Origin of the sequence: Streptomyces sp. NPDC102467 (assembly GCF_044765445.1) — a bacterium.
GTDB lineage: Bacteria > Actinomycetota > Actinomycetes > Streptomycetales > Streptomycetaceae > Streptomyces.
Window position 1 is genome coordinate 86,094 of record NZ_JBIWKA010000019.1, and the last position, 23,684, is coordinate 109,777.

At 71.0% G+C, this 23,684-nt stretch carries 19 protein-coding genes and 1 pseudogene; 13 read left to right on the top strand and 7 right to left on the bottom strand.

Annotated features, from left to right (window positions below; all coding sequences use genetic code 11):
* The first annotated feature begins 122 nt into the window (after positions 1–122).
* The 6 genes from ACIREE_RS34160 to ACIREE_RS34185 all read left to right on the top strand — a co-directional run bounded on the left by ACIREE_RS34160 (position 123) and on the right by ACIREE_RS34185 (position 8,329).
* Positions 123–2,096, top strand: a complete 1,974-nt coding sequence (locus tag ACIREE_RS34160) for a Xaa-Pro dipeptidyl-peptidase (protein WP_404161092.1) — start codon at positions 123–125, stop codon at positions 2,094–2,096.
* On the top strand, positions 2,093–3,385 hold the full coding sequence (locus tag ACIREE_RS34165) for a M14 family metallocarboxypeptidase (protein ID WP_404161095.1): 1,293 nt from the start codon (positions 2,093–2,095) through the stop codon (positions 3,383–3,385). Before ACIREE_RS34160 ends, ACIREE_RS34165 begins: the two co-directional genes overlap by 4 nt.
* A 126-nt stretch (positions 3,386–3,511) precedes the next feature.
* Positions 3,512–5,143 carry a BCCT family transporter gene (locus ACIREE_RS34170; RefSeq protein WP_404161362.1) on the top strand — a complete coding sequence of 544 codons (1,632 nt, stop codon included), beginning with the start codon at positions 3,512–3,514 and terminating at the stop codon, positions 5,141–5,143.
* Between the two features lie 220 nt (positions 5,144–5,363).
* Positions 5,364–5,528: an HAD hydrolase-like protein gene (locus ACIREE_RS34175; protein ID WP_404161098.1), complete on the top strand. Its 165-nt coding sequence runs from the start codon at positions 5,364–5,366 to the stop codon at positions 5,526–5,528.
* Positions 5,529–5,595: 67 nt separating this feature from the next.
* The gene (locus ACIREE_RS34180; RefSeq protein ID WP_404161101.1) at positions 5,596–6,630 is read left to right on the top strand and encodes an oxidoreductase; all 1,035 of its coding nucleotides are present in this window, start codon (positions 5,596–5,598) and stop codon (positions 6,628–6,630) included.
* A 61-nt stretch (positions 6,631–6,691) separates the two neighbouring features.
* Entirely contained in the window at positions 6,692–8,329 is a 1,638-nt protein-coding gene (locus tag ACIREE_RS34185) for an ABC-F family ATP-binding cassette domain-containing protein (protein WP_404161104.1), read from the top strand.
* A gap of 42 nt (positions 8,330–8,371) precedes the next feature.
* On the opposite strand, the gene ACIREE_RS34190 is transcribed toward ACIREE_RS34185, so the two are convergent.
* Positions 8,372–10,780 carry a Tex family protein gene (locus tag ACIREE_RS34190; RefSeq protein WP_404161107.1) on the bottom strand — a complete coding sequence of 803 codons (2,409 nt, stop codon included), beginning with the start codon at positions 10,778–10,780 and terminating at the stop codon, positions 8,372–8,374.
* Positions 10,781–10,903: 123 nt separating this feature from the next.
* Entirely contained in the window at positions 10,904–11,779 is an 876-nt protein-coding gene (locus ACIREE_RS34195) for a hypothetical protein (protein WP_404161109.1), read from the bottom strand.
* Between the two features lie 115 nt (positions 11,780–11,894).
* Between ACIREE_RS34195 and ACIREE_RS34200 the strand changes: the two genes are divergently transcribed.
* A complete protein-coding gene (locus ACIREE_RS34200) occupies positions 11,895–12,887 on the top strand; it encodes a GlxA family transcriptional regulator (protein ID WP_404161112.1) in 993 nt (330 codons plus the stop codon).
* A 74-nt stretch (positions 12,888–12,961) separates the two neighbouring features.
* On the top strand, positions 12,962–13,597 hold the full coding sequence (locus ACIREE_RS34205) for a DJ-1/PfpI family protein (RefSeq protein ID WP_404161115.1): 636 nt from the start codon (positions 12,962–12,964) through the stop codon (positions 13,595–13,597).
* Here ACIREE_RS34205 and ACIREE_RS34210 read toward each other — a convergent pair.
* Positions 13,584–14,417 (bottom strand): enoyl-CoA hydratase/isomerase family protein, encoded by an 834-nt coding sequence (locus ACIREE_RS34210; RefSeq protein ID WP_404161118.1) that lies wholly within the window; start codon positions 14,415–14,417, stop codon positions 13,584–13,586. The two genes, ACIREE_RS34205 and ACIREE_RS34210, sit on opposite strands and share 14 nt — an antisense overlap.
* 223 nt (positions 14,418–14,640) lie before the next feature.
* On the opposite strand from ACIREE_RS34210, the gene ACIREE_RS34215 reads away from it, so the two are divergent.
* Positions 14,641–15,183 carry an ATP-binding protein gene (locus ACIREE_RS34215; RefSeq protein WP_404161121.1) on the top strand — a complete coding sequence of 181 codons (543 nt, stop codon included), beginning with the start codon at positions 14,641–14,643 and terminating at the stop codon, positions 15,181–15,183.
* 89 nt (positions 15,184–15,272) lie between these two features.
* On the opposite strand, the gene idi is transcribed toward ACIREE_RS34215, so the two are convergent.
* From idi to galE, 4 genes and pseudogenes are all read right to left on the bottom strand, one after another.
* Entirely contained in the window at positions 15,273–15,866 is a 594-nt protein-coding gene (gene idi, locus ACIREE_RS34220; RefSeq protein WP_404161124.1) for an isopentenyl-diphosphate Delta-isomerase, read from the bottom strand.
* A gap of 143 nt (positions 15,867–16,009) precedes the next feature.
* A pseudogene (locus ACIREE_RS34225) lies at positions 16,010–16,750 on the bottom strand (SAM-dependent methyltransferase); the annotation flags it as partial.
* 154 nt (positions 16,751–16,904) lie between these two features.
* Entirely contained in the window at positions 16,905–17,840 is a 936-nt protein-coding gene (locus tag ACIREE_RS34230) for a cation diffusion facilitator family transporter (protein WP_404161127.1), read from the bottom strand.
* A gap of 191 nt (positions 17,841–18,031) precedes the next feature.
* Complete coding sequence (gene galE, locus ACIREE_RS34235) at positions 18,032–19,015, bottom strand: UDP-glucose 4-epimerase GalE (protein WP_404161130.1); 984 nt, start codon at positions 19,013–19,015, stop codon at positions 18,032–18,034.
* Between the two features lie 285 nt (positions 19,016–19,300).
* On the opposite strand from galE, the gene ACIREE_RS34240 reads away from it, so the two are divergent.
* From ACIREE_RS34240 to ACIREE_RS34255, 4 genes are read left to right on the top strand one after another with little or no spacing between them, the layout of a single operon-like run.
* A complete protein-coding gene (locus tag ACIREE_RS34240; RefSeq protein ID WP_404161365.1) occupies positions 19,301–21,073 on the top strand; it encodes a DUF5941 domain-containing protein in 1,773 nt (590 codons plus the stop codon).
* Positions 21,070–21,822, top strand: a complete 753-nt coding sequence (locus tag ACIREE_RS34245; protein WP_324772460.1) for a phosphocholine cytidylyltransferase family protein — start codon at positions 21,070–21,072, stop codon at positions 21,820–21,822. Before ACIREE_RS34240 ends, ACIREE_RS34245 begins: the two co-directional genes overlap by 4 nt.
* The gene (locus ACIREE_RS34250; protein ID WP_404161134.1) at positions 21,810–22,877 is read left to right on the top strand and encodes an iron-containing alcohol dehydrogenase family protein; all 1,068 of its coding nucleotides are present in this window, start codon (positions 21,810–21,812) and stop codon (positions 22,875–22,877) included. The genes ACIREE_RS34245 and ACIREE_RS34250 overlap by 13 nt, the downstream gene beginning before the upstream one ends.
* Complete coding sequence (locus tag ACIREE_RS34255; protein ID WP_404161137.1) at positions 22,855–23,634, top strand: CDP-alcohol phosphatidyltransferase family protein; 780 nt, start codon at positions 22,855–22,857, stop codon at positions 23,632–23,634. The genes ACIREE_RS34250 and ACIREE_RS34255 overlap by 23 nt, the downstream gene beginning before the upstream one ends.
* The last annotated feature ends 50 nt before the right edge of the window (positions 23,635–23,684 follow it).

Below are 23,684 nucleotides of genomic sequence, written 5' to 3' on the forward strand. Positions count from 1 at the left end.
CCATGGCCGCACCTGTCACACGATCGCCATTCGGCCGACATGTGCCAATCCGCCCCATGCGCCTGTCCACGCACGCTACTGCCCTCTGTTGCGAGGGAGTTGACCCGTGTACCTTCCGCGCCATGCCGATACTTGCCAGACGCACCCACCGCCTCTGGAGAACGTTCGCAGCCGCGGCCACCGCCGCCCTGCTCGCCGTTCTCGTCGTCCCCGGCGCCGCCCAGGCGGCTGCCCCCGCCTCCCGCGAGTCGGCGCCCGTCTACTCGTACGAGAACGCGATCCGCGAGTCCGTCTGGGTCGACACCCGGGTCGACGGTGACGACAACGGTAAGACCGACCGGGTCGCCGTCGACATCGTCCGCCCGCGCGAACCCGCCGCGCAGGGCCGCAAGATCCCCGTGATCATGGACGCCAGCCCGTACTACTCCTGCTGCGGGCGCGGCAACGAGAGCCAGCTGAAGACGTACGACGCGAACGGCAACGTCGTCCAGATGCCGCTCTACTACGACAACTACTTCGTGCCCCGCGGCTACGCCTTCGTCGCCGTCGACCTCGCCGGCACCAACCGCTCCGACGGCTGCGTCGACGTCGGTGGGCGCTCCGACGTCCAGTCGGCCAAGGCCGTCATCGACTGGCTGAACGGCCGCGCCAAGGGCTACTCCAGCCGCACCGGCACCGAAGCCGCCCAAGCCTCCTGGAGCAACGGCCGCACCGGCATGATCGGCAAGAGCTACGACGGGACCATCGCCAACGGCGTGGCCGCGACCGGCGTCGAGGGCCTGAAGACCATCGTCCCGATCAGCGGGATCTCGTCCTGGTACGACTACTACTTCCAGCAGGGCGCCCCGCTCTACGACTCGGGCCCCGAGTGGCTGTCCGACTACGTCGAGAGCCCGGAGGCCCGCGCCCGGTGTGCGGCCGTGCAGAAGCGACTTGTCGATGAAGCACCCCGCAGCGGTGACTGGACCTCCCTGTGGCAGGAGCGCGACTACGTCAAGGACGCCCACAAGGTGAAGGCCAGCGTCTTCATCGCCCACGGCATGCAGGACCTCAACGTCCGCGCCAAGCACTTCGGCCAGTGGTGGGACGCGCTCGCCAAGAACGGCGTCGAGCGCAAGATCTGGCTCTCCCAGACCGGCCACGTCGACCCGTTCGACTACCGCCGTGACGCCTGGGTCTCCACCCTGCACCGCTGGTTCGACCACGAACTCCTCGGCTACGACAACGGCATCGACCGCGAGCCGATGGCCGACATCGAGCGCACCCCCGACCACTGGAGCACCGACCAGGTCTGGCCCGCGCGCACGGCAGCGACGACCACCCTGCACCCGGGTAAGGGCAGCGCCGCGGGCGTCGGCACTCTCGGCCTCACGTCCGCCCGCGGCACCGAGACGTTCACCGACGACCCGGCCCTGAGCGAGACCGACTGGGCCGCGCAGATCGATACATCGACCCCCGGCAAGGCCGGGTTCATCAGCCGTCCGCTCGGCAAGGACCTGCGCCTGTCGGGCTCCTCGAAGGTGACGGTCACCGCGACCCCGACGACGACCAGTGCGCACCTGAGCGCCGTCCTGGTCGACCTCGGCCCGGCCACCATCCGCGACTACGCGGGGGCCGGCGAGGGCATCACGACCCTCACCGACCGCAGCTGCTACGGGCCCAGCACCACCGGTGACAGCTCCTGCTACCTCAACGCCCAGGCGGCCACCGCCGACGTCAACTCGACGGTCTTCAGCCGCGGCTGGGCCGATCTCGGCACGTACGCGAACCCGGACAAGGGCCGTCCGCTGACCCCCGGCAAGACCTACAGCGTCACGCTCCAGCTCGCCGCGAGCGACCATGTCGTGCCCAAGGGCCACCGGCTCGCCCTGATCGTCGCCGGGACGGACAAGGACCTGATCGACCCCCCGTCGACCAGGCCGACCCTCGCCCTCGACCTGTCCCGCACCGTGGCCCGCGTCCCCGTCGTCGGCGGCGCCAAGGCGTTCACGGCGGCCACCGCCGGGTCCCACCGCGCCACCCCGCACACGACCGGGGCCGACGGCGTGAGCCCGTTCCGTCAGGACCGCCCCGTCCCGGGAGGCAGTAACCGATGAACCCCCGCAAGCGCGCCCTCGCCCTGGCCACCGCCGGTGCGGCGCTCGTCGCGCCCCTCGTGGCGAGCGCCCCCGCCCAGGCGACCTCCACGGTGCCGCGGACCGGCTTCGAGCAGACGAACGGCGCCCGCTGGACCAGCCAGCCCGAGGAGCAGCGGCTCCTCGCCGCCGTCGACAAGGCCTCCGACCGGGTCGCCGTCTCCCGCATCGGCACGACGAAGCAGGACCGCCCCGTCCAACTGGTCCGCATCGGCGCACACCGCACCGCGAACACCGTGCTGCTGATCTGCAGCCAGCACGGCGACGAACCGTCCGGGCGCGAGGCGTGTCTCACCGAGATCCGCGACCTCGCGTACGCCAAGTACACCAAAGACGCGGCCACGCAAGCCTTCCTCGCACGCACCACCCTCCTCGTCGTCCCCACCGCCAACCCCGACGGACGCGCCGCCGACACCCGCGGCAACTCCGACGGCATCGACATCAACCGTGACCACCTCGCCCTCAAGACGGCGGAGGCGCGGGCGATGGCGGCCGTCATCCGCGACCGGCGGCCCGACGTCATCTACGACCTGCACGAGTACGGGGCCACCCCGCAGTACTACGACAAGGCCCTCTTCGACCTCTGGCCGCGGAACCTGAACACCGACACCACGGTGCACGACGAGGCCGAGACGCTCTCCCTCGACTACGTCCGCCCCGCCGCGAACGCCGCCGGGCACTCCACGGGCACGTACGGCATCTGGACCGACCCGGTCACCGGTGACCCGATCAAGCAGACCGCGGGCGACGGACAGGAGCGCATCCTGCGCAACATGTCCGGCGTCAAGCACGCGGTCGGCCTGCTCATCGAGAGCCGCGTCGACCCCGGCACCCCCGCGGAGGAGGCCGACGCGTCGCTGAACAACCGGCGCCGTCGTGACTCCCAACTCGCCGCGCTCGGCGGCCTGTTCCGGTACACGAAGGAGCGGATCGGACGGATCGAGGCGGCGACGGGCGCTGCCCGGGTCGCCGGGTTCCGTGACACCGGGCCGATCTATGTGGGCGGCGCCGACAACGACCCGGCCGAGCCCGCCGACACCCTCCAGAACCCGCCCTGCGGATACCGCCTCACCGCGGACCAATACGCCGAGTTCAAAGATGAGTTGTCCCTGCACGGCATCACCGTCCGGAAATCGGGCAGTGGAGCCTACGTACCGCTGCGGCAGTCCGAACGGGCCCTGGTCGCACTGCTGCTCGACGCTCGTGCGCCCTACCACTTGACGGAAGGGGCGCCCGACACCAGCTGCTGAGCGGGTGTGGGACGCGTCGGATGTGGTAGGCCCTAAAGGGTGACAACCCCTCAGAAACCACCCCCCGATGCGTCCCACCTCGATGAGGGCGCGGCAGACGGCCGGCGCCCCACCACCGACCGGATCGTGTTCGGCGTCACCGCCGTGCTCACCCTGGCCTTCGTGGTCTGGGGCTCCGTCGCCACCGACAGCCTGGAAAGCGTCTCCACCAGCGCGCTCAAAGGCCTTATCCACAACGGTGGTTGGGCCTTCATGCTCGCCGCCACCGGCTTCGTGGTCTTCGCGCTGTGGCTGGCCATCAGCCGCTACGGGAAGATCACCCTGGGCGAGGAGGGTGAGGAGCCGGAGTTCCGCACCGTCTCCTGGGTCGCCATGATGTTCAGCGCCGGCATGGGCATCGGCCTCATGTTCTACGGCGTGAGCGAACCCCTCGCCCACTTCACGACGCCCCCGCCGGGCACCGACCCGGCGGACTCGGCCGACGCCATGGAAACCGCCATGGCGACCACCCTGTTCCACTGGACCCTGCACCCCTGGGCGATCTACGCGGTCGTCGGACTCGCCATCGCCTACAGCACGTTCCGACGCCGCAGGCGGCAGACGATCTCCTCCGTCTTCGTGCCGCTCATCGGCGAGAAGCACGCCCACGGCGCGTGGGGCCGGGTCATCGACATCATCGCGATCTTCGCCACGCTCTTCGGCTCGGCGGCCTCGCTCGGCCTCGGCGCGCTGCAGATCGGCTCCGGATTCGAGGTCCTGAACTGGATGGACAAGGCCAGTACCGGGCTGCTCGTCTCCATCATCGCGGTCCTGACCGTGGCGTTTGTGGCCTCCGCCGTCTCCGGAGTGGAGAAGGGCATCCAGTGGCTGTCGAACATCAACATGGTGCTCGCGCTCATCCTGGCGGTCTTCGTCTTCATCGCGGGCCCCACGATCATCGTCCTTGACCTCCTCCCCACGTCCATCGGCGCCTACCTCGGCAACCTGCCCCAGCTCATCGGCCGCACCGAGGCGTCCAGCGGCAAGGGCGTCGCCGACTGGCTCGGCAGCTGGACGGTCTTCTACTGGGCCTGGTGGATCTCCTGGACGCCCTTCGTCGGCATGTTCATCGCACGCATCAGCCGAGGCCGCACCATCCGCCAGTTCGTCGGCGGCGTCATCCTCGTACCCTCCACCGTGAGCCTGCTCTGGTTCGCGATCTTCGGCGGTACGGCGATGAAGATGAAGGAGCACGGGCAGCTCGCCGGCGCCTCCAGCCAGGAGGCCCAACTCTTCGGCGTCCTGCACGAGTTCCCCATCGCCACGGCATCCAGCCTGCTGGTCATGATTCTCGTCGGCATCTTCTTCGTCTCCGGCGCGGACGCGGCCTCGATCGTCATGGGCACGCTGTCGCAGAAGGGCGCGCTGGAACCCGGCCGGTTCGTCGTCATCTTCTGGGGCGTCGTGACCGGCGCGGTGGCGGCCGTCATGCTGCTCATCGGCAACGGCTCCGGCAACGCGCTCACCGGTCTGCAGAACCTCACGATCCTCGTGGCGGCGCCCTTCACCCTGGTCATGATCGGCATGTGCGTGGCCCTCATGCGCGACCTGCGACAGGACCCGCTGATCGTCCGCGGTGACATGGGCATCGAGGCCGTCGAGGCGGCGGTGGTCGCCGGACACGTGAAGTACGGCGGCGATTTCGAGATCCGGATCGGCCCGGGCGACGGTCTGGAGACGGAGGGCGACCCCATCGGAAAACCTGATCCGAAACTCTGAGTTCCCCGCGGTCGGGGCGTGATCCACTGGCGCTCGTGCCCCTGCTGATGCTCGACCTGGACAACACGCTGGTCGACCGGGACGCCGCGGTCCGCTCCGCGACGGCGGCGTTCCTGACCGACCACGACCTGCCGGCCGCGGATCTGGCCTGGCTGATGAGAAACCCGGCCCGGAGATCTTCCACGCGGCGGCCGCCGGCCGTTCCCTCCGGGCGGCCTGGATGGTGGGGGACTCGGCGGCGGCCGATGTCGGGGGAGCGCTGAAGCTGGGCCTGCGCACGGCCTGGGTGACCCGGGGGCGCCCCTGGACGGAGCCGGCGTTCGCGCCGACCCACCTGGCGCCCGACACGGCGTCGGCGATCGCACACGTGCTGACCAGCCCCTGAAGACGGGCCAAGAGCGGAATATGTCATGCCGTGCTCATATCAGGTGCCAAGTGGGGATACTCAGGGCATGTCTGCCGAGTACGCGACTTTCGGCCTGGCACCGGCGATGCGCGCCGGTGGCGTTCTCTCCAATGGTGATGTCCAAGTGCACCGCGACTTCGTGGACTTCATCGTGAACGGCCGCCCCCTGCTCTTCCAGCTCTCCGACCTCGACGCCGTGTCCCCGTTGGCCGCCGACATCCCGCCCGCGATCTTCACCGACCACGTCAGGAGCCTGCTGATGGAGGCCGAGGCGCCGCTCGCGCACGGCCGTTACGTCATCTACGGCTGTCCCGAGTGCGAAGGCCTGGAGTGCGGCGCGGTCACCGCCGTGATCGAACAGGCCGGCGACGGCGGTGACGACTACGTATGGCGGGACTTCGCCTGGCAGACGGACGAACGGGTCGACCTGGAGCTCAACGGCTACCACGGCATCGGCCCGTTCCGGTTCGACGGCGCCGAATACCGCGCGGCACTGGGCCAGTTGCTCGACGGAGCGGCCGAGCCCGTGCGGCGCCGCCGAGTGCTGCTCATCGGCGCGCGCGTCGCCCTCCTCGCCAAACTCGCCGCCGCCCTGCGCGCCATCGGCATCGGCGCCGAGATCACCGAGGACGCCTCCGGCGTATCGGCCGAGGAGCTGCGCACGTACGGGGCGGTCGCCTTCGGCCGCGCCGCCGACGAGGACCAACGGGCGGCTGTACGGGCCCAGTTCGAGCAGGCGGGCGCCGACCCGGCGTACGTCGAAGGACTAGCACCGATCGTCCCGCTGCTCGTCGCCCAGATCGAGGCCGCGCTCGACCGCAGCCCGCAGGAACAGCGCCGCCTCACCGGACTCGTCGCCGCCGACGGGGAGGCGGGCCTCGAAGTCACCTCCACCTGCCGCGTACAGCTCACCGCGTACCGGCTCGACCGCCTGAACCGCGCCCGCACCCTCGAGGTCTACGACGACACCCTCGGCCCCGGCCGGCACCGCCTGTCTCTCGACAGGGCGGCGACCAAGGGGGAGTCCTTCCTCGTGGCGCGCACCACCGGGAGCGTCCTGGTGGCGCCGATGGCCCGCTGACCGCGCGCGGGGCAGTGCGAGCGCGCCCCCGCCCGGCGTCCCGATTAGGATCGACCCCCTGATGACTGCCACGCTCGTAGCCAAGAACCTCGCCGCCGGACACGGGGACCGTGCCCTCTTCGCCGACCTCGACCTCGTCGTCGCGCCCGGCGACGTGATCGGACTCGTCGGCGCCAATGGAGCCGGCAAGTCCACCCTCCTGCGCCTGCTCGCCGGACTCGCCACCCCGGAAGAGGGCGAACTGCGGCTCTCCCCCGCGACCGCGACCGTGGGCCACCTCCCGCAGGAACCGGACCGCAGGCCCGGCGAGACCGTCCGCCAGTTCCTCGCCCGCCGCACCGGCGTCGACGAGGCCCAGCGCGTCATGGACGAGGCCACCCAAGCCCTCGTCGACGGGGCCCCGGGCGCCGACGACGCGTACGCGACCAGCCTGGAGCGCTGGCTCGGCCTCGGCGGCGCCGACCTCGACGAGCGCGCCGACGAGGTTGCCGGGCAGCTCGGCCTGCGGGTGGGGCTCGACCAGACGATGACCTCGCTCTCCGGCGGCCAGGCCGCCCGCGCGGGCCTGGCCTCGCTGCTCCTCTCCCGCTACGACGTCTTCCTCCTGGACGAGCCGACCAACGATCTCGACCTGGAGGGCCTGGAGCGCCTGGAGGCGTTCGTCCGCGGTCTGCGCGCGGGCACCGTCGTCGTCAGCCACGACCGCGAGTTCCTCGCCCGCACGGTCACCAAGGTCCTCGAGCTCGACCTCGCCCAGCAGCAGATCAACCTCTACGGCGGCGGCTACGACGCCTACCTGGAGGAGCGCGACGTCGCCCGGCGCCACGCGCGGGAGGAGTTCGAGGAGTACGCCGACAAGAAGTCCGCGCTCGAAGGCCGCGCCCAGATGCAGCGCGGCTGGATGGACAAGGGCGTCAAGAACGCCCGGCGCAAGGCGACCGACAACGACAAGATCGGCCGCAAGTTCCGCAGCGAGGCCAGCGAGAAGCAGGCCGCCAAGGCCCGCCAGACGCAGCGCATGATCGAGCGGCTCGACGTCGTCGACGAGCCCCGCAAGGAGTGGGAGCTGCGCATGGAGATCGCGGCCGCGCCCCGCTCGGGCGCGGTCGTCGCCTCGCTCAGGGACGCCGAACTGCGGCGCGGTGACTTCGCGTTCGGCCCGGTCACGCTGCAGATCGACTGGGCGGACCGGATCGCGATCACCGGGGCGAACGGCTCCGGAAAGTCGACCCTGCTCGCCGCCGTGCTCGGCCGCATCCCGCTCGACTCGGGGCATGCGACGCTCGGCTCCGGCGTCGTGGTCGGCGAGGTCGACCAGGCCCGCGCCCTGTTCCACGGCACGGAGGCGTTGCTCGACGCGTTCTGCGCGGCGGTCCCCGACACCGAGCCGGCCGAGGTGCGCACCCTGCTCGCCAAGTTCGGCCTGAAGGCGGAGCACGTCCTGCGCCCTGCGGCCACCCTGTCGCCCGGCGAACGGACCCGCGCCGCCCTCGCCCTCCTCCAGGGCAGGGGCGTCAACCTCCTGGTCCTGGACGAGCCGACCAACCACCTGGACCTGCCCGCCATCGAGCAGGTGGAGTCGGCCCTGGAGTCGTACGAGGGCACGCTGCTGCTGGTCACGCACGACCGCAGGATGCTGGACGCGGTCCGCACGGACCGGCGCCTGGAAGTGAACGCGGGAAACGTCACGGAGGCCTGACCCGGAGCGCCCCCGCGGGGGCGCTCCGCGATCAAGAGTGCTCTACGCCAGTCCTGCCTTGCGCAAGGCGTCCAGCATCGCCGAGTTGGCGGGCGCCGGAGCGGGCCGCCCCTTGCCCTTCGCACCGGCGTTGGCGCCGGCGCCGGAGCCGGCATTGGATCCGGCCGAACCTCCGCGGTTCTGCCGGGTCTTCTGCTGCGGCGGACGCTGACGCCCACCACGCTCCCCGCCCGGGGCGCTGCCCTTCTCGTCATCGAGGCGCAGGGTCAGCGAGATCCGCTTGCGCGCCGCATCGACCTCGAGCACCTTGACCTTCACGATGTCGCCGGGCTTCACGACGTCGCGCGGGTCCTTCACGAACGTACGGGACAGGGCCGAGACGTGCGCGAGCCCGTCCTGGTGCACGCCGATGTCGATGAACGCACCGAAGGCGGCGACGTTCGTCACGACGCCCTCCAGGATCATCCCCGGCTCCAGGTCGCCGATCTTCTCGACGCCCTCCTTGAAGGTGGCCGTCTTGAAGGCGGGCCGCGGGTCGCGCCCCGGCTTCTCCAGCTCCTTCAGGATGTCCGTCACGGTCGGCAGACCGAACGTGGTGTCCACGTAGTCGGCCGGCTTGAGCGAGCGCAGCGTCCCCGTGTCGCCGATCAGCGAACCGACCGCGCCACCGGTCGACTTCGCCATCCGCCGCACCAGGGGGTAGGCCTCCGGGTGCACGGACGAGGCGTCCAGCGGGTCGTCACCGCCGCGGATGCGCAGGAAGCCCGCACACTGTTCGTACGCCTTCGGGCCGAGCCGGGCCACGTCCTTGAGGCCCTTGCGGTTGCCGAACGGGCCGTTGGCGTCGCGGTGCGCCACGATGTTCTCCGCGAGTCCGGTGCCGATCCCGGAGACCCGGGCCAGCAGCGGGGCCGACGCGGTGTTCACGTCCACCCCCACACCGTTCACACAGTCCTCGACCACGGCGTCCAGGGAGCGGGAGAGCTTCACTTCGCTCAGGTCGTGCTGGTACTGGCCGACCCCGATCGACTTCGGGTCGATCTTGACCAGTTCGGCGAGCGGGTCCTGCAGCCGCCGGGCGATGGAGACGGCGCCCCGCAGCGTCACGTCCATGTCCGGCAGCTCCTGCGAGGCGAACGCCGACGCCGAGTACACCGAGGCGCCGGCCTCGGAGACCATCACCTTGGTGAGGTTCAACTCCGGGTGCTTGGCGATGAGTTCACCGGCGAGCTTGTCGGTCTCGCGCGACGCCGTGCCGTTGCCGATCGCGATCAGGTCGACCGCGTGCTCCTTGGCGAGCCGGGCCAGCTTGGCGATCGCCTCGTCCCAGCGGTTGGCCGGGACGTGCGGGTGGATGACATCGGTCGCCACGGCCTTTCCCGTCGCGTCGACGATCGCGACCTTCACGCCCGTACGGAAGCCGGGGTCGAGGCCCAGCGTCGCGCGCGTGCCCGCGGGGGCCGCGAGCAGCAGGTCCCGCAGGTTCGCCGCGAAGACCTTGACCGCCTCGTCCTCGGCGGCCGTACGAAGACGCAGCCGCAGGTCGATGCCGAGGTGCACCAGGATGCGCGTACGCCAGGCCCAACGGACCGTGTCCGCCAGCCACTTGTCGCCGGGACGCCCCTGGTTGCGGATGCCGAACCGGTCGGCGACGATCGGCTCGTACGAGGAAGAGGCCGAGGCCGCCGTGCCTGCCGTATCCGGCTGCCCCGGCTCCTCCGGTTCCAGGACGAGCTCGAGGACGTCCTCCTTCTCGCCGCGCAGCATTGCCAGGATGCGGTGCGAGGGAAGCTCCTTGAACGGCTCCGCGCAGTCGAAGTAGTCGGCGAACTTGGCGCCCGCCTCCTCCTTGCCGGGCTTCACCTTCGCGGCGAGCCGCCCGCGCACCCACATGCGCTCGCGCAGCTCACCGATCAGGTCGGCGTCCTCGGAGAACCGCTCGGTGAGGATCGCGCGGGCCCCGTCGAGCGCGGCCTGCGGATCGGCGACGCCCTTGTCGGCGTCCACGAACGCGGCCGCGGCGGCCAGCGGCTCCACCGACGGGTCGCCGAACAGGCCGTCCGCCAGCGGTTCGAGACCCGCCTCGCGGGCGATCTGCGCCTTCGTCCGCCGCTTCGGCTTGAACGGCAGGTAGATGTCCTCCAGGCGCGCCTTGGTGTCGGCGGCACGGATCTGTGCCGCCAACTCCTCGGTGAGCTTGCCCTGCTCGCGCACCGATTCGAGGACCGACGCGCGCCGCTCCTCGAGCTCGCGCAGATACCGCAGCCGCTCCTCAAGGGTGCGCAGCTGGGCGTCGTCGAGAGACTCCGTCGCCTCCTTGCGGTAGCGGGCGATGAAGGGCACCGTCGAACCGCCGTCCAGCAGCTCGACGGCAGCCTGTACCTGCCGCTCCCGTACGCCGAGTTCCTCGGCGATCCTGCCTTCGATGGACCCAACAGTGGGTGTCGCCACGATCCCGTACCGCCTATGTCGAATGAGGTTGCGCGGCAATTGTGGCAGGTGGCACCGACAACGGGGGATCAGGGCACGGACCTGCGCACACGCTCCGTCCGTCCGGAGCGGGCCTGCGGGGCCTCAGGCCGTCTTGCCGATGAGGTCCTCGGGGAACGCGCCGTTGCCGAGTGCCGCTCCGATGAATCCCGTGGCCAGCTCGGTCAGCCGGGCCACGCCCTCGTCACCGAGGTGCTCGTAGGGTCCCCGGTCGAGGACGTCCGTGCGCTCCTCCAGCGTCGCGCGCAGCTGAACGCCCTGTTCGGTGAGTGTCAGCTCCTCGTCCCCGGTGAGCAGGCCCCGGGCGCGCAGCCGGTCGGCGGCCTCGCCGAACTCGGCCCGGGTCCAGCCGCGCGTGGCGAGCAGCCACTTCGGGGCCATGCCCTTACCGGTCGCGACATGGCTGACGAGGGCCTCCACCGGGTCGAGTTCGGCGGCGAGCAGCGCGGCGAGGTGCCCGTCGCCGCGGTGCTCGCGCAGCAGCGTCGCCGCGTGCCAGTACGCGAGGTGCGGAGCCTCGGGGACGGGAAGGTCCGCGTGGGCCGCATACAGGGGGCGGGCGTGCCGGGTGCAGGCTTCGGTGGCGCGCAGGGCGAGTTCGGCGGCCTCGGCCATCTCCTTGGAGGCGAGCGTCTCCTCGCCGAGCAGGCGGCGCAACGTCGAGTCGACGGCACGCGCGCGTGCCGCGAGGACCGTCTCCGGGGAGGCGACCTGCCACACCGCGGGCACGTGCCGGGCCACGAGATCGTGCTTGAAGTTGTAGAAGGTCGAGCTCACGGTTCCGGCGCCGACGGCCCCCATGGCCGCGGACCGCACCGCGAAATAGGCGGCGCTGCGGTCTTCCACGCCCACGGCGGCCAGTTCCTTGCCCAGGTCGGGCGAGAAGTAGTGCGTCGAGTGGAACGGGTTGACGACGTTGTGACAGCGGCGGGCGGCGCGCAGGCGCGGGTCAGGGGTCATGCCCGTACGTTACCGACCGGTTGGTACGCAGGGGAGTGCGGGGGAGTCGACGATGGCAGGAAAGGAGGGGTGCTCGTCATTGCGGCCATGCGTGAGGCCCCGAAGAATGACACACATGCCGCCCCGCACCGATCGCGTTGTTCTCGTACTCCTCTTCGACGACGTACAGAGCCTCGACGTCACAGGCCCCGTCGAGGTCTTCGCCGGCGCCTCCCTCGCCGCGGGATCCGCCTCCACCGGGTACCGCGTCCGCACCGCCTCGCTCGACGGTGCTCCGGTGCGTACGTCGAGCGGCCTGACCCTGGTCCCCGACCACTCCCTCGCCGAAGCCGCTGCCTCTGCCGCTGCCCCGCACACGGTGCTGGTCCCCGGCGGCCAGGGCACGCGCCGGCCCGACCCGCGCCTGGTCGACTGGCTGCGGGTGAACGCGCCGCACGCCCGGCGGATCGTCTCGGTGTGCACGGGCGCGATCCTCCTCGCGCAGGCGGGCCTCCTGGACGGCCGCAGGGCGACGACGCACTGGGCGTACTGCGACCGCCTCGCCCGCGACCACCCTGCGATCGATGTCGACCCGGAACCCATCTACGTACGCGACGGAAACGTGGCGACCTCCGCAGGCGTCACCGCCGGCATCGATCTGGCCCTCGCGCTCGTCGAGGAGGACCACGGCAGGGACGTGGCCCTGACGATCGCCCGCCACCTGGTCGTCTTCCTGCGGCGCCCGGGGAATCAGGCCCAGTTCAGCGCCCAGCTCGCCGCCCAGACCGCCCGCCGCGAGCCGCTGCGCGAGGTCCAGCAGTGGATCACCGAGCATCCCGGCGACGACCTCTGCGTGGCGTCGATGGCGGCCCGCGCCCGCCTCTCGCCCCGCCACTTCGCCCGCGCCTTCCAGGCGGAGACGGGACTCACCCCCGGCACCTACGTGGAGCGCGTCCGGGTCGAGCACGCCCGCCGCCTCCTGGAGGACACGACCGACGGCGTCGAGGAGATCTCCCGCGCCAGCGGCTACGGCACGCCGGAGGCGATGCGCCGCGCCTTCCTCAAGACCCTCGGCACACCACCGGCCGAGTACCGGCGCCGCTTCCACGCGCCCGCCCCCTCGCACTGACCGACCGGCCCGCCGGGCCGTCACCCTGTCGCTCCACCTGTCGCTCCACCTGTCGCTCCACCGAAGGGAACGCCGTGCAGATCGCCATCGTCCTGTTCGACCGATTCACCGCGCTCGACGCCGTCGGCCCCTACGAAACGCTCGGCCGCCTCCCGGACGCGGAGCTCGTCTTCGTCGCCGAGGAAACGGGCCCCGTCCGCAGCGACACCGGCGCCCTCGCCCTCACCGCGGACAAGACGCTCGCCGAGGTCGCGCACCCGGACATCATCGTCGTCCCGGGCGGCCCGGGACAGACCGCGCAGATGGAGAACGAGACCCTCCTCGGGTGGCTGCGGGCGGCCGACGCGACCAGTACCTGGACGACGTCGGTCTGCACCGGCTCCCTGCTGCTGGCCGCCGCGAGCCTGCTCCGCGGGCGGCGAGCCACCTCGCACTGGCTCGCTCTCGACTTCCTGAAAGAGTTCGGCGCGCAGCCGACGGGCGAGCGCGTCGTCATCGAGGGCAAGTACGTCACCGCGGCCGGGGTGTCGTCCGGCATCGACATGGGTCTGACCCTGCTCGGGAAGATCGCGGGTGACGAGCACGCCCAGGCCGTGCAGTTGCTGACCGAATACGACCCGCAGCCGCCCTACGACGCGGGCTCACCGCAGAAGGCGCCCGCCCACCTCGTCGAGGAGTTCCGGGCCAAGAGCCGCTTCATCCTGAAGTAGACCGTGTAGTCGAAGTAGGCCGTGCAGTTGGTGTAGTTGGCGTATTCGGCTCAGTTGACGCAGTCGGCACGGTCCAGCCGAAGCGCGGCGCCCTGCGCTCCAGGAACGCGGCGACGCCCTCCGCGGTGTCGCCGCTGCCGCGCGCCTGCTCGCCCCAGTAGGCGTCCCGGTCGGTGCGCCCCGCCGCGAACTCCTTCGCCGCCGCCTGTGTCAGCTGCGAGCGGCCGGCAAGCACCCGGGTGAACTCCGCGACGCGCTCGCCCAGTTCGGCCTCGGCCAGGACCTCGTCCAGGAGCCCGGTCCGCAGCGCCCGCTCCGTCCCGATCAACTCGCCGGAGAACAACAGGTACTTGGCGGTCGCCGGACCCACCAGCTCCGCGAGGCGCCGCGTCGAGGAAGCCGGGTAGACGATCCCGAGCTTGGCCGGGGTCACCCCGAACAGCGCGCCCTCGGCGGCGAACCGCAGATCGCACGCCGCCGCCAGCTGAGCCCCGCCACCCACGCAGAAACCGCGGATCACGGCCAGCGTCGGCTTCGGGAACGCGGCCAGTGCCTCTTCCGCCGCGACAGCCAGCCGCTGCGCCACGCCCGCGCCCGAGGCGAGCGTCGAGATGTCCGCCCCGGCGCAGAAGGTGTCCCCTGCGCCGGTCAGCACCAGGACCCGTACGGCCGGATCCGTCGCGAGCTCCGTGAGCAGCGGTGGCAGGGCGGCCCACATCGTGTCGGTCATGGCGTTGCGCTTGGCCGGATGGTCGATGACGACGGTGGCGACCCCGTCGGTGACGGTGTGCGTGAGTTGCTGCGAGGACAAGGAGGCCATGCGGCGGATGCTATCCGTCGGACTCGAACGGGCGATCAAGAAGGGGCGCCCCCGGCCCGTGAACCTCGTACAACAAGCTGAAGAGCCCCCGAAAGAGGAACGACCAGGACAGGACCGGTCGCACGGCTGAAGCTGCCACACATTCGCGATCAAAATCCGCCGATACTCGCTGACTTCTGGTCAGTAAGCCGGTCCGGACCTGTGTGTTACCAACACTCGACGGGTGGTGACAATCGAGCGCGAGGACGGGGACCGGACGATGGGTGACGACGGGCCGGGGGCCCGCACACGCCCTCACGGCAGTGGGGGAGAGCTCGCCGAGCGGTTCGCGGGCGGGCCGCCGCTGCCGTACGAGGGGATCTGGCGGTTCACGGCGCAGGCGGTCGACGCCTCCGTGCCACAGGCCCGACGGGCGGTGCGCGAACTGCTCGGCCGGCAGGGCGTGCCCGCCTCGGACGATCTGGTCCACGGGCTGCTGGTGATCGTCTCCGAACTCGTCACGAACGCGGTGAAGCACGCCGCCCTGCTCTCGCCCACGCTCGCCGTGGAGGTCGCCGTCGGCGCGGAGTGGGTGCGGGTCTCCGTGGAGGACGAACACCCCTACCGCCCCACGGCACTCGAAGCCACCAGTGGCCAGACCGGCGGCCGCGGGCTGCTGCTCGTACGGGAGATCACCGCGGAGGCGGGCGGCGTCTGCGACGTCGAGCACACCGCGAGCGGGGGCAAGGTGATCTGGGCCGCCCTGCCCCTCAGCTCCTGCGTGTGAACCCCACGAAGAACCCCACGAAGGACCCTACGGAGAACCCCGCGAAGAATTCTCGCGGAGAACTCCGCGGCCGCCTGACGACCGGACGGCTACCAGCCCGCGGCCGGGCCCGTCAGCTCCCTGACGGCGGGCCGAGCCGCGTCGAGCACGGTCATGAACCACGCCGAGAACGGGTCCGCGGCGTGCCGCTCGGCCAGTTCGTCGGCCGTCACGAACGCGGTCGCCCCGACCTCCTCCGGATCCGCGTTCGGCCGCGCCTGCACCATCCCGACGAACAGGTGGTTGAACTCCTGCTCCACCAGGCCCGATTCGGGATCGGGGTGGTTGTAGCGCACGGTGCCGGCCTCCGCCATCAGCGACGGCGAGACGCCCAGCTCCTCGAAGGTGCGCCGGGCGGCCGCGGCGAACGGGGCCTCACCCGGGTAGGGGTGCCCGCAGCAGGTGTTCGACCAGACGCCGGGGGAGTGGTACTTGCCGAGCGCCCGCTGCTGGAGCAGCAGCCGCCCCTGCTCGTCGAAGAGAAACACGGAGAACGCTCTGTGCAGTCGGCCGGGTGGCTGGTGGGCGGAGAGCTTCTCCGCGGTGCCGATCGTCCTGCCGTCCTCGTCGACGAGTTCCAGCAAGATCGCTTCTCCGGTGCCGTTCGACGAACTGTTCGCCGCGGTGGCAGGTGTGATCGGCATACCCATCCTTCGCTTCGGTCCTCAAGCCCCAAGTCTGCCGTACGGAACGGGCACTCTCCGACCTAGCCACGTTCGGAATGTCCCGCCCGGCCGCGAAGCCGGGCGGGACCAGGCGCTCAGGGGGTGTTCGGCACCTGTGTCACGGGCCTCAGGACAAAGCCCCTGTACCCGTACTCCGCGCCGTGCGCACGCCGCAACGCCAGCTCCGCGCGCGTACCGGCGAGCGCCTCGGCCATGCCGGGACGCTCCGGATCGGCGGCGTCGGACCGCTCGGCGAGCGGCCCGTAGTACTCGTCCCAGTCGGACTCGGGCTGTGGGTACACACCGAGCACGGAGTACCCGGCGGCCGTGCAGGCCCGCAGGTTCCCCTCGGTCGTGCGGAGTTTGTAGTGCTCCTCCCAGAAGGCGCGGGCCTGCGGGGAGGGGGTGTCCGTCGTCCACTCGCACTCGGTGAGCACCAGCGCGCCACCGGGGGCGAGCAGTCGCTTCCACCGCGCGAGCGCGGTGTCGAAGCCGATGCTGTACGCCGAACTCTCGGCCCAGATCAGGTCGAACGAACCATCCGGACAGGTGAGTTCGCCCATGTCGGCCGCGACCGCGTGGACCCGGTCGGCGAGTCCGCGCTCACGGGCCGCCGTCCGCAGCTCGTCCAGGAACGGTTCGTGCAGGTCCACGGCCGTCACCTCGCCGCCGGTCTCGGCGGCGAGCAGCAGCGCGGAGCGGCCCGGGCCGCAGCCCAGGTCGAGGATGCGCGGACGTGCGGGCAGGACGCCCGCGAAGGAGAGCAGGCGGCGCGTCGTGGCGTCGGAGCCGGGGCCCTGCCGGGGGAGACCGTGGTGCAGGGCGAAGAAGGAATCGCGTACGACGTTGCTGTCGTCAGTCAACGTAAAACCCTTGAGTGAAGGGGCTCGCTCAGACGAGGGCCCGGGAGATGGGGATGTACCTGTCGCTGCGCACGGCAGCGGTCACCGCGACGACAGTCATCAACCCACCTCCTCAAAGATCGCCGACCACGCTAGCACGTACGGCAACGGCCCGTCAGTGGCAGAGCTTCGCCTCGTGCTCCGCGTGACCGCTGGGCTCCAACTGGAAGGTGCAGTGCTCGACGTCGAAGTGGTCGCCGAGGCAGCCCTGCAGCTCGTGCAGCATCTTCTCGTTGCCGATCGTGCTGAGCACGTCCTGGCTGACGACCACGTGCGCGGAGAGCACCGGCATGCCCGAGGTGATCGTCCAGGCATGCAGATCGTGGACGTCCTCGACGCCCGGCAGCGCCACTATGTGGGAGCGCACCTGGGCCATGTCGACGCCCTTGGGGGCCGACTCGAGCAGCACGTTCAGGGTCTCGCGCAGCAGCTTGACCGTCCGCGGGACGATCATGAGGCCGATGACGAGCGAGGCGATCGGGTCGGCGGTCTGCCAGCCCGTGGTCAGGATGATCACGGCCGAGATCAGCACCGCCAGCGAGCCGAGCGCGTCCGCCGCCACCTCCAGGAAGGCGCCGCGCACGTTCAGGCTCTCCTGCTGGCCCTTCACGAGCAGGGACAGCGAGATCATGTTCGCCACCAGGCCGATGAGGCCGTAGACGATCGTCAGGCCGCCCGCCGTCTCGGCCGGCTCCATGAAGCGCTGGATCGCCTCGTACAGTACGTAGCCGCCGACGCCGAGCAGGAGCAGGCAGTTGGCGAGGGCGGCGAGGATCTCGGCGCGTGCGTAGCCGAAGGTGCGCTGCTCGCTGGCCGGACGGTTGGCGAAGTGGATCGCGAGCAGCGCCATCGCAAGGCCGAGCGCGTCCGTGGCCATGTGTGTGGCGTCCGCGATCAGGGCGAGCGAGTCGGCCATGATGCCGCCGACGATCTCCACCACCATCACGGTCAGCGTGATCGAGAGCGCGATGCGCAGTCGGCCCTTGTGGGCCGCGGCGGCCGTCCCGGTCGTCAGCCCGTGGCTGTGCCCGTGGTCGTGTCCGGCCCCCATGGGAACCGCCCTCCGTGTCGATCGGCCGTGCCGCTCCGGTGCGGGCGGCGATCACAGTGAACTACGGGCAGGGGGTATCCGCAAACACTGCCATGAACACCGTTGTCATCTGCCCTGACCTGCGGTGATGTCCTGCGGACGCACTCCGTATGTCCGCAGGTCAGGGCGTCGGCAAGATCACGTCGGCGCGATCACTCGGCGGTCGTACCGGGGTGCCGGAGACGCCAGCCGGCCCAGGCCGACTCGACCATCTCGCGTACCCCGCGCGTCGCCGTCCAGCCGAGCTCCTTCTCGGCCCGCGCCGAGGAGCCGATCGCGGTGGGCGCGTCGCCGGGGCGGCGCGGCTCGACGAGCGCCTGCGTCGGGTCCCCGGTGACCTCCGCGATCAAGTCGATGAGCTCGCGCACCGAGACGCCCCGGCCCGTACCGATGTTGAGGGTCAGATCACCGCTCGCGTCGGGCAGCGCCAGCCTGCGGGCCGCCGCCAGATGTGCCTCGGCGAGATCGGCGACGTGGATGTAGTCGCGGACGCACGTGCCGTCCGGCGTCGGGTAGTCGTCGCCGAAGATCCGCGGGGCCTCGCCGCGCGTGAGCCGGTCGAAGACCATCGGGATCACGTTGTAGACGCCGATGTCGGCGAGCCGCGGCTCGACGGCGCCCGCCACGTTGAAGTAACGCAGGCACACCGTCGCCATCCCGTGCGCGTGCCCGGCGGCCCGCACCAGCCACTCGCCCGCCAGCTTCGTCTCGCCGTACGGGTTCACGGGAGCGCACGGCGTCGACTCGGTGATGAGATCGGTGTCGGGGTTGCCGTAGACGGCCGCCGAGGACGAGAAGACGAAGCGCCGCACGCCCGCCGCCGCGACGGTCTCCAGGAGCGTGGCGAGCCCGCCCACGTTGTCCCGGTAGTACGGCTCGGGCTTCTCGACCGATTCGCCGACCTGCTTGTGCGCGGCGAGGTGCACCACACCGGTCACCTCGTGCTCGGCGCACACCCGCCGCACCAGATCGGCGTCCAGCGCCGAGCCGCGCACCAGCGGGATCTGCGCGGGCAGCCGGTCGGGCACCCCCGACGTCACGTTGTCGAGGACGACGACGCGCTCCCCGGCTCCCACCATCGCCCGCGCCACGTGTGCCCCGATGTATCCGGCTCCGCCGGTGATCAGCCATGTCATGACGCACCACCCTAAGCGGGCCCATGCGGGAACAGACCGCCCTCGGGTTTGTGGCGCGGGGCCTTGATCGACAATGATGAACCGGCGGCCTGGCCTACACAGACCGCGTGAGACAGGGGCCAATCGGGCCGTAAACGGGCGGTGAACGTCCGGCGCTCAACATCCGATAGCCTCTGCCGACATACCGCCCGGCCACCCCTAGGAACTGTTGGGGGCTGTGCTCCGGGCGCCTCCACCGTGCTTGAGCCCGGCGCCCTCGCGTCGGCACCCAAGGAGTGAGTTCGTCTGTCGACCGCCATCGTCACCGGTCAGCCGGTCCCCGGGTCGTCCCTGGAGGGCGATCTTCGGGCACTCGGCTTCGACGTGCGACTCGCCCCGGACCCGGCGGACGCCGAAACCGCGCTCGCGAGTGCCCCGGGCGACCAGCGGGTCGCGGTCGTCGACGCGGGTTTCGTGGGCCATGTCCACGCCCTGCGCCTCGGCCTCACCGACCCCCGCTTTCCCGCGTCGGCGATCCCCGGCGCCCTCACCGCCCAGCCCTCGGCCCGCCAGGCCCTGCAGCGGGCCGTCGCGGAGACGGGTCCCGCCCCCGACGCCGCGGCCGAGAGTCTGGCGGCGGCCGGCACCGACGTGCACCGCCCCGAGCTCGGTGAACTCGTCGCCGCGGTGCCCGCCGACCCGCAGGCCCGCAACGAGGCCCGCCAGGCCGTCGCCGCCGTCGACGACGAGGCGATCCGGCTGCGTACAGCGGTCAAGGCGCGGGACGGCTTCTTCACCACGTACTGCATCAGCCCGTACTCCCGCTACATCGCGCGCTGGTGCGCCCGCCGCGGCCTGACCCCGAACCAGGTCACCACCGCGTCGCTGCTCACCGCCCTGATCGCGGCGGGCTGCGCGGCCACGGGAACCCGGATCGGCTTCGTCGGCGCGGGCCTGCTGCTGCTCTTCTCCTTCGTCCTGGACTGCACCGACGGGCAGCTCGCCCGCTACTCGCTGCAGTACTCGACACTCGGCGCCTGGCTGGACGCGACGTTCGACCGCGCCAAGGAGTACGCCTACTACGCGGGCCTCGCGCTCGGCGCGGCCAACGCCACCGGCGATGACGTATGGGCCCTGGCGCTCGGCGCGATGGTCCTGCAGACCTGCCGGCACGTCGTCGACTTCTCGTTCAACGAGGCGAATCACGACGCGACCGCCAACACCAGCCCCACCGCAGCTCTTTCGGACAGACTCGACAGCGTCGGGTGGACGGTCTGGGTGCGCCGGATGATAGTGCTGCCGATCGGCGAACGCTGGGCGCTGATCGCGATCCTCACCGCGCTGACCACACCGCGCATCACCTTCTACGTCCTTCTCGTCGGCTGCGCCCTCGCCGCCTGCTACACGACCGCGGGCCGCGTCCTGCGCTCGCTGACCCGCAAGGCGCACCGCACCCCGCGCGCCGCGCAGGCCCTGGTCGATCTGGCCGACACCGGCCTGCTGACCGGCGGCACGATCCGCAAGCTGCGCGGCGGCGGGTACACCGCGCCGCTGCTCGCCGCGGTCGCCGCGGCCCTCCTGGTGATCACCACCGCGGTCTGCGGCTACGGGTCCTGGACCGTCTTCGGCGCGGCCTGCGTCTACGTGATCCTCACCTCCCTCGCCGTCTCCGGACCGCTCACAGGACCCCTGGACTGGCTGGTCCCGCCGGTCTTCCGGGCCGCCGAGTACGGCACGGTCCTGCTGCTCGCGGCCAAGGCGGACGTACAGGGGGCCCTGCCCGCGGCTTTCGGGCTGGTGGGTGCGGTCGCCTACCATCACTACGACACGGTGTACCGCATCCGCGGTGGCACCGGAGCGCCGCCGCGGTGGCTGGTGCACGCCATCGGCGGACACGACGGCAGAACGCTGCTGGTCACCTTGCTGGCCGCGCTGCTCGCAACGTCAGATTTCACGCTCGCGCTCACGGCGCTCGCCGTGCTCGTGGCACTTGTGGTGCTCGCCGAGAGCATCCGCTTCTGGGTCGCTTCCGCTCGTCGTGGAGCACCCGCCGTACACGATGAAGGAGAACCCGCATGATCGGCCTCGTCCTGGCCGCCGGCGCCGGCAGCCGGCTTCGCCCCTACACCGAGACGCTTCCCAAGGCGCTCGTGCCCGTCGCGGGCGAGGGAACCGAGAACGAGCTCTCCGTCCTCGACATCACCCTCAAGAACTTCGCCGAGATCGGCCTCGAGGAGGTCGGCATCATCGTCGGCTACCGCAAGGAGGTCGTCTACGAGCGCAAGGCCGCGCTCGAGGCGAAGTACGGCCTGAAGCTGACGCTGATCGAGAACGACGTCGCCGAGAAGTGGAACAACGCCTACTCCCTGTGGTGCGGCCGTGACGCCATCAAGCACTCGGTGATCCTCGCCAACGGCGACACCGTGCACCCCGTCTCCGTCGAGAAGACGCTGCTCGCCGCCCGTGGCGACGGCAAGAAGATCATTCTTGCCCTGGACACGGTGAAGGACCTCGGCGAGGAGGAGATGAAGGTCGTCGTGGACCCCGAGACGGGCGTCCGGAAGATCACGAAGCTGATGGACCCGGCCGAGGCCACCGGCGAGTACATCGGTCTCACCCTCATCGAGGGCGAGGCCGCCGACGAGCTGGCCGACGCCCTGAAGGCCACGTACGAGCGTGACCCGCAGCTGTACTACGAGGACGGCTACCAGGAGCTCGTGAACCGCGGCTTCAAGGTCGACGTCGCCCCGATCGGCGACGTGAAGTGGGTCGAGATCGACAACCACGACGACCTCGCCAAGGCCCGGGAGATCGCGTGCCAGTACTGACGAGGCTCATCCCCTCGCCGGTCGTCGTCGACATCCGGCCGGGGGCGCTCAACGACCTGGCCGGGGTCCTGGCCGACCAGAGGATCTCGTCGTCCACGGGGCGCCTGGCCATCGCGATCAGCGGTGGCTCGGGCGCCGCCCTGCGGGCTCGCCTCGAGCCCTCGCTGCCCCGCGCCGACTGGTTCGAGGTCGGCGGCGGCACCCTCGACGACGCCATCCAGCTCGCCGACGACGTCAAGAAGGCCGGCCGCTACGACGCGATCGTCGGGCTCGGCGGCGGCAAGATCATCGACTGCGGCAAGTTCGCCGCCGCGCGCGTGGGTCTGCCGCTGGTCGCCGTCGCGACGAACCTGTCGCACGACGGCCTCTGCTCGCCGGTCGCGACCCTCGACAACGACGCGGGCCGCGGCTCGTACGGTGTGCCGAATCCCATCGCGGTCGTCATCGACCTCGACGTGATCCGTGAGGCGCCGGTCCGTTTCGTGCGCTCCGGCATCGGCGACGCCGTGTCCAACATCTCCGCGATCGCGGACTGGGAGCTGGCCGCCCGTGAGCGCGGCGAGGACATCGACGGGCTCGCGGCCGCCATGGCCCGCCAGGCCGGCGAAGCGGTCCTGCGCCACCCCGGCGGCGTCGGCGACGACGACTTCCTCCAGGTGCTCGCCGAGGGCCTGGTCCTCACCGGCATCGCCATGTCGGTGTCCGGCGACTCCCGGCCCGCCTCCGGCGCCTGCCACGAGATCAACCACGCCTTCGACCTCCTCTACCCCAAGCGCGCGGCCAGCCACGGCGAGCAGTGCGGCCTGGGCGCGGCCTTCGCGATGCACCTGCGTGGTGCCCGCGAACAGTCCCGCTACATGGTCGACGTGCTCCGCCGTCACGGCCTGCCCGTGACGCCCGAGGAGATCGGCTTCACCGTGGAGGAGTTCGTGAAGGTCGTGGAGTTCGCTCCGCAGACCCGGCCGGGCCGCTACACGATCCTCGAACACCTCGCCCTCACCTCCGACCAGATCAGGGACGCCTACGCCGACTATGCAAAAGCCATCGGTAGCTGAGCTCCGCCCGGTCGTCCACCCCGCGGGTGTGAAGGACCGGCGCAGCGGTGAGCACTGGGGTGGACGGCTCTACATGCGCGAGATCTCGCTGCGCATCGACCGACACCTGGTGAACACCAAGGTCACGCCCAACCAGCTGACCTACCTGATGACCGTCTGCGGCGTCCTCGCGGCCCCCGCCCTGCTCGTGCCGGGCATCTGGGGTGCCGTCCTCGGCGTCGTCGCGGTCCAGCTGTACCTGCTCCTCGACTGCGTCGACGGCGAGATCGCCCGGTGGCGCAAGCAGTACTCGCTCGCCGGTGTCTGGATGGACCGCGTCGGTGCGTACCTCACCGACGCCGCCGTCCTCGTCGGCTTCGGCCTGCGCGCCGCCGATCTGTGGGGCACGGGCCGGATCGACTGGCTGTGGGCCTTCCTCGGCACGCTCGCCGCGCTCGGCGCGATCCTGATCAAGGCCGAGACCGACCTCGTCGGCGTCTCCCGCGCGCAGAGCGGCCGTGAGCAGGTCAAGGAGTCGGCCTCCGAGATCAAGGCCTCCGGCATGGCGCTCGCCCGCAAGGCGGCGTCCGCGCTGAAGTTCCACCGCCTCATCCTCGGCATCGAGGCGTCCCTGCTGATCCTGGTCCTCGCGATCGTGGACCAGATCCGGGGCGACCTGTTCTTCACGCGCCTCGGTGTGGCCGTGCTGGCGGGCATCGCGCTCCTGCAGACCCTGCTCCACCTCGTGTCCATCCTCGCTTCGAGCAGGCTGAAGTGAGCACGCGGGCACGGGCGTCAGGGTCCGCATCGGTCGGCGCGGTGATCATC